At 73.0% G+C, this 15,541-nt stretch carries 10 protein-coding genes and 3 tRNA genes; 2 read left to right on the top strand and 11 right to left on the bottom strand.

What is annotated here, in order from left to right; all coding sequences use genetic code 11:
- Positions 1–154: 154 nt before the first annotated feature.
- From LWC35_RS14285 to gltX, 4 genes are all read right to left on the bottom strand, one after another.
- Positions 155–227: transfer RNA gene (locus LWC35_RS14285), tRNA-Glu, on the bottom strand.
- A gap of 73 nt (positions 228–300) precedes the next feature.
- Positions 301–373 (bottom strand) — tRNA-Glu (locus LWC35_RS14280).
- Between the two features lie 22 nt (positions 374–395).
- Positions 396–467: transfer RNA gene (locus tag LWC35_RS14275), tRNA-Gln, on the bottom strand.
- A gap of 66 nt (positions 468–533) precedes the next feature.
- Positions 534–2,006, bottom strand: coding sequence for a glutamate--tRNA ligase (gltX, locus tag LWC35_RS14270; protein ID WP_232870592.1), 1,473 nt, complete (start codon positions 2,004–2,006; stop codon positions 534–536).
- 55 nt (positions 2,007–2,061) lie between these two features.
- Here gltX and LWC35_RS14265 point away from each other — a divergent pair, with 55 nt between their 5' ends.
- On the top strand, positions 2,062–3,339 hold the full coding sequence (locus LWC35_RS14265) for an FAD-dependent oxidoreductase (RefSeq protein ID WP_232870591.1): 1,278 nt from the start codon (positions 2,062–2,064) through the stop codon (positions 3,337–3,339).
- Positions 3,340–4,067: 728 nt separating this feature from the next.
- On the opposite strand, the gene cimA is transcribed toward LWC35_RS14265, so the two are convergent.
- Positions 4,068–5,687, bottom strand: a complete 1,620-nt coding sequence (cimA, locus tag LWC35_RS14260) for a citramalate synthase (protein ID WP_232870590.1) — start codon at positions 5,685–5,687, stop codon at positions 4,068–4,070.
- Positions 5,688–5,959: 272 nt separating this feature from the next.
- Here cimA and LWC35_RS14255 point away from each other — a divergent pair, with 272 nt between their 5' ends.
- Positions 5,960–6,274, top strand: a complete 315-nt coding sequence (locus tag LWC35_RS14255) for an EthD family reductase (protein ID WP_232870589.1) — start codon at positions 5,960–5,962, stop codon at positions 6,272–6,274.
- Positions 6,275–6,348: 74 nt separating this feature from the next.
- Here LWC35_RS14255 and LWC35_RS14250 read toward each other — a convergent pair whose 3' ends face one another.
- The 6 genes from LWC35_RS14250 to ilvN form a co-directional block, all read right to left on the bottom strand.
- Positions 6,349–7,401, bottom strand: a complete 1,053-nt coding sequence (locus LWC35_RS14250) for a 3-isopropylmalate dehydrogenase (protein WP_232870588.1) — start codon at positions 7,399–7,401, stop codon at positions 6,349–6,351.
- Between the two features lie 236 nt (positions 7,402–7,637).
- The gene (locus LWC35_RS14245; protein WP_232870587.1) at positions 7,638–10,793 is read right to left on the bottom strand and encodes a S8 family peptidase; all 3,156 of its coding nucleotides are present in this window, start codon (positions 10,791–10,793) and stop codon (positions 7,638–7,640) included.
- Positions 10,794–11,039: 246 nt separating this feature from the next.
- A complete protein-coding gene (gene serA, locus LWC35_RS14240) occupies positions 11,040–12,647 on the bottom strand; it encodes a phosphoglycerate dehydrogenase (protein WP_308194547.1) in 1,608 nt (535 codons plus the stop codon).
- Positions 12,648–12,795: 148 nt separating this feature from the next.
- Positions 12,796–13,791: an LLM class flavin-dependent oxidoreductase gene (locus LWC35_RS14235; protein WP_372463043.1), complete on the bottom strand. Its 996-nt coding sequence runs from the start codon at positions 13,789–13,791 to the stop codon at positions 12,796–12,798.
- 152 nt (positions 13,792–13,943) lie between these two features.
- Positions 13,944–14,948 (bottom strand): ketol-acid reductoisomerase, encoded by a 1,005-nt coding sequence (gene ilvC, locus LWC35_RS14230; RefSeq protein ID WP_232870586.1) that lies wholly within the window; start codon positions 14,946–14,948, stop codon positions 13,944–13,946.
- Between the two features lie 76 nt (positions 14,949–15,024).
- Positions 15,025–15,534 (bottom strand): acetolactate synthase small subunit, encoded by a 510-nt coding sequence (ilvN, locus tag LWC35_RS14225; protein WP_232870585.1) that lies wholly within the window; start codon positions 15,532–15,534, stop codon positions 15,025–15,027.
- Positions 15,535–15,541: the final 7 nt, after the last annotated feature.

Genomic DNA, 15,541 nt, shown 5'->3' with positions numbered 1-15,541 from the left:
CTCACGACCCGTTGTGGCCCCTTCGCCCCACCGAGTCCCTCGTCACACGGCAAACGTAGCCGCGCCATTGGTGAGCCGACCCACGACAATTGCCGGGAAACAGACCAGAAATGCAAAGATCCCCATCCCGGAGAACGGGATGGGGATCTTCGAGTAGCCCCGACGGGATTTGAACCCGCGCTACCGCCTTGAGAGGGCGGCGTCCTAGGCCGCTAGACGACGGGGCCTCGACCTACACAGAACACCACGTACCACCTGCGAAGATACTCACCCCGGCGAACCGGGATGAGGAACTTCGAGTAGCCCCGACGGGATTTGAACCCGCGCTACCGCCTTGAGAGGGCGGCGTCCTAGGCCGCTAGACGACGGGGCCGCGTGGAAACCGTGTGTTTCCGCTGGGGTACCAGGACTCGAACCTAGACTAACTGAACCAGAATCAGTCGTGCTGCCAATTACACCATACCCCAAGGAGACACGCTCACCGGCGGGCTGCCGGAGCAGTTCCGGTGTCCGCGTCCCTTGCAGAGAAGACTCTAGACCACGCCCTCCGCGCCCTGCACGGCACCCCCCAGTCGCCGCATCGACCGGTCGCGTCCGAGCAGCTCCATGGACTCGTACAGCGGCGGCGACACGGTCCGCCCGCTGATCGCGACGCGCACCGGGCCGAAGGCCTTCCGGGGCTTGAGGCCCAGCCCCTCGACCAGGGAGGCCTTGAGCGACTCCTCGATGGCGGCCGCGGTCCAGCCGTCGACCTGCTCGAGTCCCTTGACGGCCGCGGTGAGGACCTCGTCGGCGTCGGGGCCCAGCGTCTTGCCGGCGGCGTCGGGGTCGAGCTCGAAGTCCTCCTCGGCGACGAACAGGAACTTCAGCATCCGCGCGGCGTCGGAGAGCACCTGGCTGCGCTCCTGGACGAGCGGCGCGGCGGCGGTGAGGACCGGGTCGTCGGCGGAGACGGTGACGCCCTCGGCCGCCAGGTAGGGCACCAGGCGTCGGGCGAAGTCGGCCGGCTCCAGCGCGCGCAGGTGCGCGGCGTTGATCGCCTCGGCCTTCTTGAGGTCGAAGCGGGCGGTGTTCGACGACACGCGGGAGACGTCGAAGGCGGCGACCATCTCGTCGAGGGAGAAGACGTCCCGGTCGTCGGCGATCGACCAGCCGAGCAGGGCGAGGTAGTTGAGCAGCCCCTCGGGGACGAAGCCGCGGTCGCGGTAGTGGAAGAGGTTCGACTCGGGGTCGCGCTTCGACAGCTTGCGGTTGCCCTCGCCGGTCACCAGCGGCAGGTGCGCGTAGACGAACGGCCCGTTGCCGATCCCGACCCGCTGCAGCGCCTCCAGCAGCGCGATCTGCCGCGGGGTGGACGAGAGCAGGTCCTCGCCGCGCAGGACGTGCGTGACGTCCATGAGGGCGTCGTCGAGCGGGTTGGTGAGCGGGTACAGCGGGGTGCCGTCGCCGCGGGCCAGCACGAAGTCCGGGACCTGGCCCCGCTTGAACGTGATCTCGCCGCGGATCAGGTCCGTGAAGGTGATGTCGCGGTCCGGCATGCGCAGCCGGTAGACCGGCTTGCGGCCCTCGGCGCGGAAGGCCTGCTTCTGCTCCTCGGTGAGGTCGCGGTCGGCGTTGTCGTAGCCGAGCTTGGGGTCCCGGCCCGCCGCGCGGTGCCGCGCCTCGATCTCCTCCGCGGAGGAGTACGACTCGTAGACCTCGCCGGCCTGCACGAGGCGGCCGAGGGCGTCGCGGTAGAGGTCGCGCCGCTCGCTCTGCCGGTACGGGCCGTGCGGGCCGCCCTTCTCGGGGCCCTCGTCCCAGTCGAGGCCGAGCCAACGCAGCGCGTCGAGGATCGCCTCGTAGGACTCGACACTGTCCCGCTGCGCGTCCGTGTCCTCGATCCGGAAGACGAAGGCGCCCTGGTGGTGACGGGCGTGCGCCCAGTTGAACAGGGCGGTGCGGATGAGTCCCACGTGCGGGGTGCCGGTGGGCGACGGGCAGAAGCGGACGCGAACTGTACTCATGGTGGGGCCAGCGTATCCCTGGCGCACGGACCCAATCGCGCGTACATTTCAACGCATGATGAATAACGACCGCACCACCGCCTGCGTCGTCGGTGGCGGTCCCGCGGGGATGGTCCTCGGGTTGTTGCTGGCCCGGGCGGGCGTCGAGGTCACCGTGCTGGAGAAGCACGCGGACTTCCTGCGGGACTTCCGCGGCGACACCGTTCATCCCTCGACCCTCGAGCTGCTCGACGAGCTGGGCCTCGGCGCGCGGTTCGACGCGATGCCGCACCGCCGGGTCGACAGCATCACGGCGATGCTCGACGGCGGCACCGTGCAGATCGGCAACTTCTCGCTGCTCCACCACCCGCGGCCGTACGTCGCGCTCGCGCCGCAGTGGGACTTCCTGGACCTGCTCGCGGCGGCCGCGGCGGAGGAGCCGACCTTCACCCTGGTGCGCAACGCCGAGGTCACCAGCCTGCTCACCGACGGGGAACGGGTCACCGGCGTCCGGTGGCGGGACCGGGTCACCGGCGAGGAGCACACGCTGCAGGCCACGCTCACGATCGGCTGCGACGGGCGGCGCTCGACCGTGCGCGAGGCGTCGGGGCTGCGCAGCCGGGCGTTCGGCGTGCCGCTCGACGTCGAGTGGTTCCGGCTGCCCCGCCTCGAGGGCGACCCGGCGGGCGGCGTCGGACGTTTCACCCGCGGGCACTTCGCGGTGATGATCGACCGCGGCGAGTACTGGCAGTGCGGCTACCTGATCCGCAAGGGCGGCGACGCGGAGCTGCGCGCGCACGGCATCGAGACCCTGCGGACCCGCATGTCGCGGCTGATCCCATGGACCACCGACCGGGTGGGCGCGCTGCGGAGCTGGGACGACGTCTCGCTGCTCGACGTCCGGCTCGACAGGCTCCGCCGCTGGTCCAAACCCGGGCTGCTGCTGATCGGCGACGCCGCGCACGCCATGTCCCCCGTCGGCGGGGTCGGCGTCAACCTCGCCGTGGCCGACGCCGTCGCCGCGGCCCGGATCGTCGGCCCGGCCCTGCGCACGGGGCCGGTCTCCCCCGTGCGGCTCGCCGGGGTGCAGGCGCGGCGGTGGCTGCCCGCGGCGGTGATCCAGGGCGTCCAGCGCGGGCTGCACCGGGTGATCCTGGGCGCGGCGCTCGACGTCGACCCCGACGCCCCGGTGGCGCCGGCGACCGAGCTCCCGCCGCTGGTCCGGTTCGTCCAGCGGCACCCGAAGCTGCAGATCGTGCCGGCCCGGCTGTTCGGGCTGGGCCTGCTGCCCGAGCACGCCCCGTCCTGGGCCCGCCGGCCGCAGGCCCCGGTGGCTGAGCCCGCGGGGGTGTGAGGGTGCGCGGATCCGCGGGGTGGGGGCTCGCACGACCCGCGCCTCCGCGCCCCCTCCGCTTGATCACCGATCATGGGCTGGCGGGGTCGGATTCCGACGGTCGACGTCCACGAGCGGTGATCATGCGGCCGAGCGGACCCTTCGCCGGCCGGGAGCTGGCCCGCAGCCAAGATCGCTCTTCTCGGACGGGGACGGTCGAAACTCGACCTTCGCCGTCCATGACGGGCGATCACACGACCGTGGCCCGACGTCCCGCCACCTTCCCGCCCCGAGATCGCCGATCGTGGAGGGCGAGAGTCGAGATCCCGACCCTCGCCGTCCAGGGCCGATGATCACGGCCGCGCCGAAACCTCGGACCCGCGCCGATCTCGGGCCCGCTGGGAGCCGCGCCGGCAGGTCAAGATCACCAGCTAGGGATCGAGAGGGTCGAATTCCGACCCTCTCCGTCCACGACGAGTGATCACGGCCCGCCGCGCAGACCCCACGAGACCTCAGACAGAGACCACAGACCTGCGGCGAGACCACAGCGCCGCAGCGAGACCACAGCGCCGCAGCGAGACCACAGCGCCGCAGCGAGACCACAGCGCCGCAGCGAGACCACAGCGCCGCAGCGAGACCACAGACCTGCACGAGAACACAGACCTCCAGCGAGGCCACGGATCTCCAGCGAGACCACAGACCTCCAGCGAGGCCACAGACCTGCACGGACCCGGACCTTCAGCGAGACCTCAGACCGGGGCGGGGGTGCGGGTGCGGAGGGCGGCGAAGGCGAGGGCGTCGACCAGCGCCAGCCAGCTGGCCTCGACGACGTTGGAGTGCACCCCGACCGTGGTCCACTCGCCGCGGCGGTCGCTGGTCTCCACCAGCACCCGTGTGACGGCGTGCGTGCCCGCCGAGCCTCCGGGCGTCAGGATGCGGACCTTGTAGTCCGACAGCTCGACGTCGGCGAGCCAGGGGCAGGACGGCTCCAGCGCCGCGCGCAGGGCGGCGTCGAGGGCGTTGACCGGGCCGTTGCCCTCGCGCGTCGCGATCCGCCGCTCGCCGTCGACCAGCAGCTTGACCGTGGCCTCGGCGACGGCGTCGGCCCCGGCCCGCTTCTCGATGATCACGCGGTAGGACTCGAGCGCGAACGGCACCGGCGACTCCTCACCCAGCGCCCCGCGCATCAGCAGCTCGAGCGAGGCGTCGGCGGCCTCGAAGGACCAGCCATGCGCCTCCCGCTCCTTCACCGTCCCGACGACCGCGGAGACGGCCTCGGGGCTGCCCGCCATGTCCAGCCCCAGCTCGGCGCCCTTGAGCTCGACGGATGCGCGCCCGGCCATCTCGGTCACCAGCACCCGCTGGGTGTTGCCGACCTCGGCCGGGTCCATGTGGTTGTACAGCTCCGGGTCGACCTTGATCGCGCTCGCGTGCAGCCCCGCCTTGTGCGCGAACGCCGACGTCCCGACGTAGGGCTGGTGGGTGTCCGGCGCCAGGTTGGCGATCTCGGCGAGCGCGTGCGAGACCCGGGTGAGCTCGGACAGCGACGGCAGCACCGGCATGTCGAGCTTCGTCGCCAGGTTCCCGACGACGGCGAACAGGTCGGCGTTGCCGGTCCGCTCGCCGTAGCCGTTGGCCGTGCACTGCACGTGCGTGGCCCCGGCCTGCACGGCGGCGACGGAGTTGGCGACGGCGCAGCCGGTGTCGTCCTGGCAGTGGATGCCGAGGCGGAAGCCGGTGCGGTCGGCGACCTCGCGCACCACCTCGGCGAGCCCGAGCGGCAGCATCCCGCCGTTGGTGTCGCACAGGACGGCGACGTCGGCGCCGGCGGTCATGGCCGCGTCGAGCACCCGCAGCGAGGTGTCCGGGTCGAAGCGGTAGCCGTCGAAGAAGTGCTCGGCGTCGACGAACACCCGGCGACCCTCGCGGTGCAGGAAGCCCACGGTGTCGGCGACCATCGCGCAGTTCTCGGCGACGTCCGTGCGCAGCGCCCGCTCGACGTGCCGGCGGTCCGACTTCGCCACCAGCGTGACGGCGGGCGCCTGCGAGTCGAGCAGCGCGCGGACCTGCGGGTCGTCCTCGGCGCGGATGCCGGCCTTGCGCGTCGAGCCGAAGGCCACCAGGACGGCGTGCCGCAGCGGCAGCTCCCCCGCCGCGGCGCGGGCGAAGAACTCGGTGTCCTTGGGCAGCGCTCCGGGCCAGCCGCCCTCGACGAACCCGACGCCGAGGGCGTCCAGGTGCCGGGCGACGGCGAGCTTGTCGGCCACCGAGTACGAAATGCCCTCGCGCTGGGCCCCGTCCCGCAGCGTGGTGTCGTAGACGTGGAAGGCGTCGCCGAGGGGCGTGCCGGCGGGCGTGGTGCGGGACATCCGGGTTCTCCGTGGGTAGTGGTCGGGCAACAAAAAAGACCCCCCGCGGATGCGAGAGGTCTGCGCGTCGGCTCCGAGGAGCTGCCGACGCGCTAGCAGATAATGATCACGCTGGTGAGGCGCACGCAGGCAGTCTGCCCGGCGCGTCCCGCGATGTCACACAGCCTTCCCACATCGTGGGAGACCCTGTTCTCCTGATGCAGCCGCCTCGAAGATGGGGACGACGTCGCGGACGCCGGAGTCCGCGACCCGTACTCCCCGGAGGACCGCTCGTGTCGATCTCCCTGACCGTCCTGTACAACCCGCCCGCGGACGCGGCCGCGTTCGACAAGCACTACGACGAGGTGCACGCCCCGCTCGCGGCGAAGCTGCCGAACCTGGAGTCGTTCACGATCGTCCGCCCGGGCCCCGGCCCCGACGGCTCGGCCCCGCAGTACCACCTGATTGCGACCCTCACGTTCGACTCGGCCGAGGCGATGCAGGCGTCGATGGGGGGCCCGGAGGGCAAGGCCGCCACCGACGACCTCGCCAACTTCGCGCAGGCAGGCGTCACGATCCTGACCGGCGAGGTCCAGCAGGTCGTCTGACCCCGACGCACCCGGACGGACCGACGGCCCGGCACCCCGCGTGGGGTGCCGGGCCGTCGTCCGTGGTGAGAGGCTCAGGCCTCGCTGGAGGCCGGCTCCGCGGTGCGGCTGGACACGAGCGCGGCGAGCCGGTCGCCGATCGCCTGGGTGTGCCCGGTCGCGCTGTGGTCGCGGGTCGCGAGGTCGAACGCGACGGCGGCCTCGACGCGGCGGGCCGCGTCCTGCTGGCCGAGGTGGTCGAGCAGCAGCGCCACCGACAGGACCGCGGCGGTGGGGTCGGCGATGCCCTGGCCGGCGATGTCCGGCGCCGAGCCGTGCACCGGCTCGAACATGCTCGGGTTGGTGCCGCTGGCGTCGAGGTTGCCGCTGGCCGCGAGGCCGATGCCCCCGGTCACGGCGGCCGCGAGGTCGGTGAGGATGTCGCCGAACAGGTTGTCCGTGACGATCACGTCGAACCGGCTCGGGTCGGTGACCATGTGGATCGTGGTGGCGTCGACGTGCTGGTAGGCGACCGAGACGTCCGGGTGCTCCAGCGACACCTCCTCGACGATCCGCGACCACAGCGCGCCGGCGAAGGTGAGCACGTTGGTCTTGTGCACCAGCGTCAGGTGCTTGCGCGGGCGGCGCTCGGCGCGGGCGAACGCGTCCCGGACCACGCGCTCGATGCCGAAGGCGGTGTTGGTGCTGACCTCGGTCGCGACCTCGTGGGGGGTGTCCTTGCGCAGCAGGCCGCCGGTGCCGACGTACGGGCCCTCGGTGCCCTCGCGCACCACGACCATGTCGATCTCGGGGTTGCCGGCCAGCGGGCCGCGGACCCCGGGGTAGAGCCGCGCCGGGCGCAGGTTGACGTGGTGGTCGAGCTCGAACCGCAGGCGCAGCAGCAGCCCGCGCTCGAGGATGCCGCTCGGCACCGACGGGTCGCCGACCGCGCCCAGGAGGATCGCGTCGTGCTGCTGCAGCTCGGTGAGGACGGACTCGGGCAGCAGCTCGCCGGTGGAGTGCCAGCGGGCCGCACCGAGGTCGTAGGTGGTCGTCTGGACGTCCGGGGAGACCTCGGTCAAGACCTTCAGGGCCTCGTCGATGACCTCCGGCCCGATGCCGTCGCCGGGAATGACCGCAAGGCGCATGCTGCGAAATGTCCTCTCTCGATACGCCCCACCACGGCGTGCGATCGGGCGGCTATCGAACGCTACCCGTCGGAGCGGCGGGGACCGACCACCGTCCACTCCGTCGGGGTCACCCGGGACGGTGAAGTCGTGCCAGCCGGCACCCCGATCCGGCCCGACACACCCCCGAGCGGGTCAGATTGTGCGCCTCCGGCTCGCTGCGGCCGACGGCGGGGTCCCCTCCCGAGCGCCCCTCGTCACCCGGTCGGAGCAGCCGCCGGGGCGAGCGGAGCGGTGACGACCCTGCCGGATGGGACGGGCGTCCCGACCGGCGCGGATCCGCCGAGTGCGGCGGCGTGGGCCCCCGTGGCGTTCTGCGGTAGGACGACGAGCAGCGGGCCGACCGGGGCGGGGAGCCGGGTGCCGTCGTCGGCGGGGCGCAGCAGCGGCTCCGCGGACGCCGGCTCGGCCAGCGGGTCCCACGGCTGCGGGACGTCGACGACGTCGACGGGCGCGGTGGGTTCGCCGCCCGGGTTCGTCACGTCCGTGGGGCCGTAGTCACCCTCGACCACGACCTGCATCCGCAGCGGCGCCGAGCCGGCCGCCGGGTCGATGCCCAGCGCCGACAGTCGCACGGGCAGGACCCACGTGTCGGTGTCGAAGACGTTGGTGTCGGTGTCGCCCTCGAACCCGTTGACGGGCTGCGAGTCGACCTCGGCGGGCCCGTCCGCGGTCTGCCGTCGCAGGTCCAGGACCTGGGCGACCAGCACGTCCGTGCCCGGTTGTCTGACCAGGCCGACGGCCCGGTCGACGGAGCCGTCGCCGTCGACGTCGAACCCGACGGTCGGGACGGTCGTCGCGCCGACGTCGGGCAGGGTGCCCCACATCGACACCGCGATCCCGATCGTGTCGCCGGACCGCGCCGCGCCGACCCACCGGACGTCGCCGCCCTGGCCGGTGTCGTTGGCGACGCAGCCGGTCGACAGGCCCGACCGGCAGCGCGGCAGCTCGGCACTGGTCGCGAGCAGCCGGAACACCCCGGCGCGGGAGCGGTAGGCCTGCGCGCCGCCGCCCTGGTCCACGGCGGTGCCGGTCAGCACGACCGCGTTCCCGTCGAGGGTGGCGGTCTGGTCCGCGACGGGCTTGGGCGAGGAGGTCACCGGGACGCGCGCCTCGCGCCCACCCGCGGTGAGCACGATCCGGCCCGACGCGTCGGCGACGAACTGGCGTGCCCGACCGCCCTGGGTCGCGGCCATCGTCGGGTCGAGGGTCCTGCGGAGGGCGTCGGCCTGCGCGGTGAGCCGCACGGTGACGTCCGCGGGGCCGCTGACCTGCGTGGGCTCGACCGAGATCGTGACCCCGGGCATCGTGGTGATCGCCTCGTACCGCAGGCTCGCCGCGCCGCTGACGTGCAGGGTCCTCGTCAGCGTGACCGTCCGGCCCGCGGGGACCTCGACCACCCCGAAGGCGACGCCGACCGCGCCGGGCTCCCCCGCGTCGGCGGCCAGCACGGGTGGGTCCACGGCGGCGCGGGCGTCCACCCGGCCCGACCCCACCCGCATCGGCGCCATCAGGGTCCCGGCCGGGCCGTGGACGTCGGCGGCCGTGGTGACGATCGCGGCCTTCACCTCGGCCGGCGACCAGTCCGGATGTGCCTCCCGCACCAGGGCCGCGACGCCGGCCACGAACGGGCTGGCCATCGAGGTGCCCGTCTTGCTCGACCGCCCGGCCCCGCTGCCCACGGCCGCGGAGACGATCGACTCCCCCGGCGCCGCGACATCCGGCTTCACGCCCGGGCCGCGCCCGCCGCGGGCCGAGCTCTCGCTGATCGTGTCCGCGATGCCCGGGACCTGCACGGAGGCGGTCTGCGCGAGCGTCCCGTCGAGGTGGACCCGCAGCGTGCCGGCCTGCAGTGCCGGGCGCAGCGCCGCCGTCGACGGCCCGTCGAGCTGGAACATCGGGACGGCCGCGTTGCCAGCGATGCCCACGCCGCCCGGCTCCGGCGCGGAGGAGGTCAGCAGCACGCCGACCGCGCCCGCCGCCTGCGCGTTGTCGGCGCGGACCGCGGAACCGCAGGCCCGGGCGCCGTCGCCCTCCGGCCACTCGAGCCAGACGATCTTCCCGGCGACGCCGGAGAAGGGTCGGCAGCCCTCGGCGTTCGCGGCGGGCAGCGCGACGACGTCGCCGGTCGCGTCCGGCGTCCCGGAGAAGTCGACGCTGTACTGCCCGGTGACCCGCCGGGGCTCGGGTGCGACGACGTCGGCGCCGTCGAGCAGCACGCCGGCGTCGCGCACGTTCGCCACGGCGATGGCCCCGGGCGCGGTGGCCGGGGCGCCCGCGGCGTCGGTGAGGTCGCCGCCGTTGCCCGCGGCCGCGACCACGGTCACGCCGTGGTCGATGAGCTGCTGCACGAAGTCGTTGACCGGGTCGTCGGCCGGGGCGAAGTCCGAGCCCAGCGAGAGGTTGACGACGTCGAGACGGTCGGCGAAGTCGCCGTCGCCGTTCGGGTCGAGGGCCCGGTCGAGGGCGAGCGGGGTGAGCGCGGTGGCGCCGGAGCAGCCGAACACGCGGATCGCGTACAGCTCGGCCCCCGGGGCGGCGCCGGGGCCGATCCGCATCGCGTTCAGCGCGTCGGGGGTCAGCCCGGCGTAGTCGCCGCGGAAGGTGGTGCCGTCGGCGTTCACGCCGAAGCCCGCCGCCGTGCCGGCGACATGGGTGCCGTGGCCCTCGCAGTCGAGCGGGTCGTCGTCGGGTCTCGGGACGGTCCTCGCGGGGTCGGTGGCCGCGGAGTCGTAGTCGTCGCCCGCGAGGTCGACGCCGCCGACGACCTTGTCCGTCGGGAAGGTGCCGCGACCGGACCGGGCCGCGTCGTAGGCCGCGACGGTGCCGGGCCCGCCGAAGTCCGCGTGCGTGTAGTCGATGCCGGTGTCGATGACGCCGATCCTGACGCCGTGGCCGAGCCGGCCGGCGTCCTGCCAGGTCTGCAGCGTGCGGCCGAGCTGGTCGGCGGAGGCGTTGCTGGGCCGGGCGTCGGTGATCCGGCGGACCGAGCGCACCCCCGGACGGCTCGCGAGGCGGGCGGCGGTGCCGGCGTCGGCGCGGATCGCGACGCCCGGGACCGCGTTGGTCGTGCGGTAGAGCTCGCGCTCGCCCTCGGTGCCGCCCAGCCCGCCCAGGACGTCGGCGATCTTCGAGTCGATGCGCGCCCGGGTCTTCGCCGCGACCTGCGCGGCGACGTCACGGCCCTGTGGCAGGGCCGAGGTGTAGTCGGCGACGGCGGAGGTGTCGTCGAACTCGACGAAGACGTTGTGCAGGGTCGACGTGCTCGCCCCTGCCCCCTCCTCGGCCGCGGCCGGCCCGGCGGTGAGCAGGAGCAGCGAGGCCGTCAGCCCCGCGACGCCGAGACAGGTCACCCTCCGCCACCGCGCGCCGTGCACCGACCACCCCTTCCACCGACCGGCGGACGCGGTGCGGCGGAGCAGAACCTAGATCGACCGACGCTGGGTGACCGGGGTTGCGCGCTGCCCGCACCGCATCGGGTGAGCGGTTCGTACACGGGCGGGTGTGATCGTCGACGGCGCGCTTGACGGGCGGTCCCGCACAGACGAACGGCGCCGCCGCTCACGGTGAGCGACGGCGCCGTTCGGCGCGGATCGGGATCAGTCGTCGAAGCTGATCAGGCGCGTGGTGCGGGCGCCGACCGAGGCGCCGATCGGCTCGAGCACGCCCGGATCGATCGGGCGGTCGACGCGGAGCAGCATGATCGCGTCCGCACCGTCCGTGGTCTGGCTGATCTGCGCGGCCTCGATGTTGACGGCGGCCTCGCCCAGCAGCGAGCCGACGCGGCCCATCACGCCGGGGCGGTCGGCGTACTCCAGGAGCAGGACCTCGCCCTCGGCGCGCAGGTCGAAGTGCCGGCCGTTGACCTCGACGAGCTTCTCGACCTGGGCGCGGCCGGTGAGCGTGCCGGAGACGGTGATGGCCTCGCCGTCGGGCATCGCGGCCCGCAGCTGCACGACCGAGCGGAAGTTCTCGCTCTCCGGGGCGGTGGTCAGCTCGACCGCGACGCCCCGCTCGGCGGCCAGCGCCGGGACGTTGACGAACGTGACCTGGTCCTCGACGACGTGGGTGAACACGCCGCGCAGCGCGGCCAGCGACAGCACCGAGACGTCCTCGGAGGCGAGCTCGCCGGCGACGTCGACCGTGACGGAGGTGGGCACCCGGCCCGCGACGGCGTAGAGCACCGTGCCCAGCTTCTGCACCAGCGGCAGCCAGGGCCGGACCTCCTCGCCGACCGCGCCGTTGATCTGCACGTTCACGGCGTCGGGCACGAACTCGCCGGCCAGGGCGAGCTGCACCGACCTGGCGACGTCCGTCCCCGCGCGGTCCTGCGCCTCGGCCGTGGACGCGCCGAGGTGCGGGGTGACGGTGACGTTCTCCAGCTCGAACAGGGGGCTGGAGGTGGTGGGCTCGGAGACGTAGACGTCGATCCCCGCGCCGCCGACGTGCCCGGAGCGGACCGCCTCGGCCAGCGCGTCCTCGTCGATCAGGCCGCCGCGCGCGGCGTTGACGATGATGACGCCCGGCTTGGTGAGCGCGAGCTGGTCCTTGCCGATCAGGCCCAGGGTCTCCGGGGTCTTCGGCAGGTGGATCGTGATGAAGTCCGACACCCGCAGCACGTCCTCGAGCGACAGGAGCTCGATGCCCAGCTGGGCGGCACGCGCGGGGGCGACGTACGGGTCGTAGGCGACCAGCCGGACGTCGAACGCCGCGAGGCGCTGCGCCACGAGCTGGCCGATCTTGCCGAGGCCGACCACGCCGACGGTCTTGCCCTGCAGCTCGACACCGCCGAACTGGCTGCGCTTCCACTGCCCCTGGCGCAGGCTCGAATCGGCGGCCGGGATGTGCCGGGCCGTGGCGAGCAACAGCGCGATGGCGTGCTCGGCGGCCGAGACGATGTTCGAGGTCGGCGCGTTGACGACCATGACGCCGCGGGCGGTGGCCGCGGGCACGTCGACGTTGTCCAGGCCGACCCCGGCGCGCGCGACGACCTTCAGCCGGGTCGACGCGGCCAGCGCCTCCGCGTCCACCTTGGTGGCGGAGCGGACGAGCAGGGCGTCGGCATCGGCGAGGGCCCCCAGCAGCGCGGGGCGGTCCGTGCCGTCGACATGGCGGATCTCGACGTCCGAACCCAGCATCTCCACCGCGGAGGGCGCGAGCTTCTCCGCGAGCAGGACGACGGGACGGGTGGCGGCTGCGGTACTCACGGCGACGCGATGCTCCACGGATCGGGGACGGGCGGGACTCGGACCGTCCTCGATTCTAGGTGGACGGTCCGACAGGACGACCCCCGGCGTACTCCCGCTGATACCACGCCGGGGTCACCGGGGGGTGGGACGTGGTGGATCGGACAGCCTAGCCCGCGTTCTGCACCTTGTCGGCCACGAGCTCCCAGCTGCGCCACCAGCTCTCCCGCTCGGCGACCGGGTTGGCCACGATCAGCTCGTCGGCGTCCGCCTGGGCGGCGAAGTCCTCGAGATACTTCGCGACGACGTCCGGGGTGCCGACGGCGGTGTACCGGGTCATCGACCGGATCTGCTCGCCCGCGTGGGTGTCGAGCACGGCCTCGGCCTCCTCGTCGGTCAGCGAGCGGCCGCCCCGGCTGTAGAAGAGCCGCACGCGCTGGCGCTGCACGGCGCGGCGCAGGGTCTCGGCCTCCTCCGTCGAGTCCGCGGCGATGACGTTCACACCGGCCAGCACGTGCGGCGCGGCGAGCTGCGCCGAAGGGCGGAACTCCTGCCGGTAGAGCGCGACGGCCTGCTGCAGCGCCTCCGGCGCGAAGTGCGAGGCGAACGCGTACGGCAGGCCGAGCAGCGCGGCGACCTGCGCGCCGTAGAGCGACGAGCCGAGGATCGACAGCGGGACGCCGGTGCCGCGGCCCGGATAGGCGTTGACGTTCGGGACCGCGCTGGAGTCGCCGAGGAAGGCCTGCAGCTCCTGGACGTCCTGCGGGAAGCGCTCCGAGGCCGTCGGGTCCCGGCGCAGGGCGCGGAAGGTCTCCTGGTCGGTGCCCGGCGCGCGGCCCAGACCCAGCTCGATGCGGCCGGGGTGGAGCTCGGCGAGGGTGCCGAACTGCTCGGCGACCTGCAGTGGGGAGTGGTTGGGCAGCATCACGCCGCCCGCGCCGAGGGTGATCCGCTCGGTGTGCGCGGCGACGTGCGCGATGAGCACGCTGGTCGCCGACGACGCGATCGAGCGCATGTTGTGGTGCTCGGCGTACCAGATCCGCCGGAAGCCCCACTGCTCCGCGCGCTGCGCCAGCCTGGTGCTCGCGTCCAGGGCCTCGCGGACGCTCTCGTCCGTCGAGACGGTGGCGAGGTCGAGGATCGACAACGGCAGTGGCAGGGACACGGCGGGCACCTCTCGTCCGGCGGGCACAGACATGCTGTCCAACACCCCTGCGTCGCCGTCTCTTCCGCCCGCGCCCGTTCCGCAGGTCACCCCGAGAACGCGCGAACGGCACCTCCGGGCGGAGGTGCCGTTCGCGGCGTCGGGGCAGGGCCTTACTTGGCCTTCTCGCCCACCCAGCTCATGAGGCCGCGGAGCTTCTCGCCGACCTGCTCGATCGGGTGCTCGGCGCCCTCCTTCTGCAGGCGGGTGAAGTTCGGCCGGCCGTTCTCGTCCTCGGCCACCCACTCACGGGCGAAGGTGCCGTCCTGGATCTCGCCAAGGATCTTCTTCATCTCCTCCTTGACCGCGGGCGTGATGACGCGCGGGCCGCGGGTGAGGTCGCCGTACTCGGCGGTGTCGGAGATGGAGAAGCGCTCGTTGGCGATGCCGCCCTCGTACATGAGGTCGACGATCAGCTTGAGCTCGTGGAGGCACTCGAAGTACGCGATCTCCGGGGCGTAGCCCGCCTCGGTGAGCACCTCGAAGCCGGTCTGCACCAGCGCGGCCGCGCCACCGCAGAGCACGGACTGCTCGCCGAACAGGTCGGTCTCGGTCTCCTCCTTGAAGGTGGTCTCGATGACGCCCGCGCGGGCGCCGCCGATCCCGGCCGCGTAGGAGAGCGCGATCGCCTTGGCGTTGCCGGACGGGTCCTGCTCGACCGCGATCAGCGCCGGCACGCCCTTGCCGTCCACGTACTGGCGGCGGACCAGGTGGCCCGGGCCCTTCGGGGCGATCATGATGACGTCGACGTCGGCCGGGGCCTTGATCAGGTCGTACCGGATGTTGAAGCCGTGGCCGAACGCCAGCACGTCGCCGCTCTTCAGGTTCGGCGCGATGTCGTCGGAGTAGATGAAGCGCTGCTTGGTGTCGGGCGCCAGGATCATGATCAGGTCGGCCCACGCGGACGCCTCGGCCGGGGTGAGCACCTCCAGACCCTCGTCCTGGGCCTTCTGCCGGCTCTTCGAGCCCTCCGGGAGGCCGATCTTCACCTCGACGCCGGAGTCGCGCAGCGAGAGCGCGTGCGCGTGCCCCTGGGAGCCGTAGCCGATCACGGCGACCTTGCGGCCCTGGATGATCGACAGGTCGGCGTCGTCGTCGTAGTAGATGTTGACACTCATGACGGGTGGGAAGTCCTCTCCAAGGGGGTTCGTGCTCAGTATCGGTGCCGATGGTCGGACCCTGACGAGCAGGTCCTCAGCGGGCCGACGCGGCGGTGATGGACCGGGGTCCGCGGCCGACGGCCACCATCCCGGACTGCACCATCTCGCGGATCCCGTAGGGCTCCAGCATCCGGAGCAGCGCGTTCAGCTTGTCCATCGTGCCGGTGGCCTCGATGGTCAGGGCCTCCGGGGCCACGTCGACCACCTTCGCCCGGAACAGCTGCACGGTCTCCAGGACCTGGCTGCGCACGCCGGCGTCGGCGCGCACCTTGACGAGCAGGAGCTCGCGCTGCACCGAGGCGGCGGGCTCCAGCTCGACGATCTTGATCACGTTGATCAGCTTGTTCAGCTGCTTCGTGACCTGCTCGAGGGGGAAGTCCTCGACGGAGACGACGATCGTCATCCGCGAGATCCCCGGCGTCTCGGTCTGCCCCACGGCGAGCGAGATGATGTTGAAGCCGCGTCGCGAGAACAGGCCCGACACGCGGGCCAGGACGCCGGGCTTGTCCTCGACCAGGACCGACAGCGTGTGCGTCTCGGTCATGACCGCG

The sequence above is a fragment of the Pseudonocardia kujensis genome (assembly GCF_021283305.1).
Classification (GTDB): Bacteria; Actinomycetota; Actinomycetes; order Mycobacteriales; family Pseudonocardiaceae; genus Pseudonocardia; species Pseudonocardia kujensis.
This window is presented reverse-complemented; position numbering and strand designations above follow the sequence as displayed.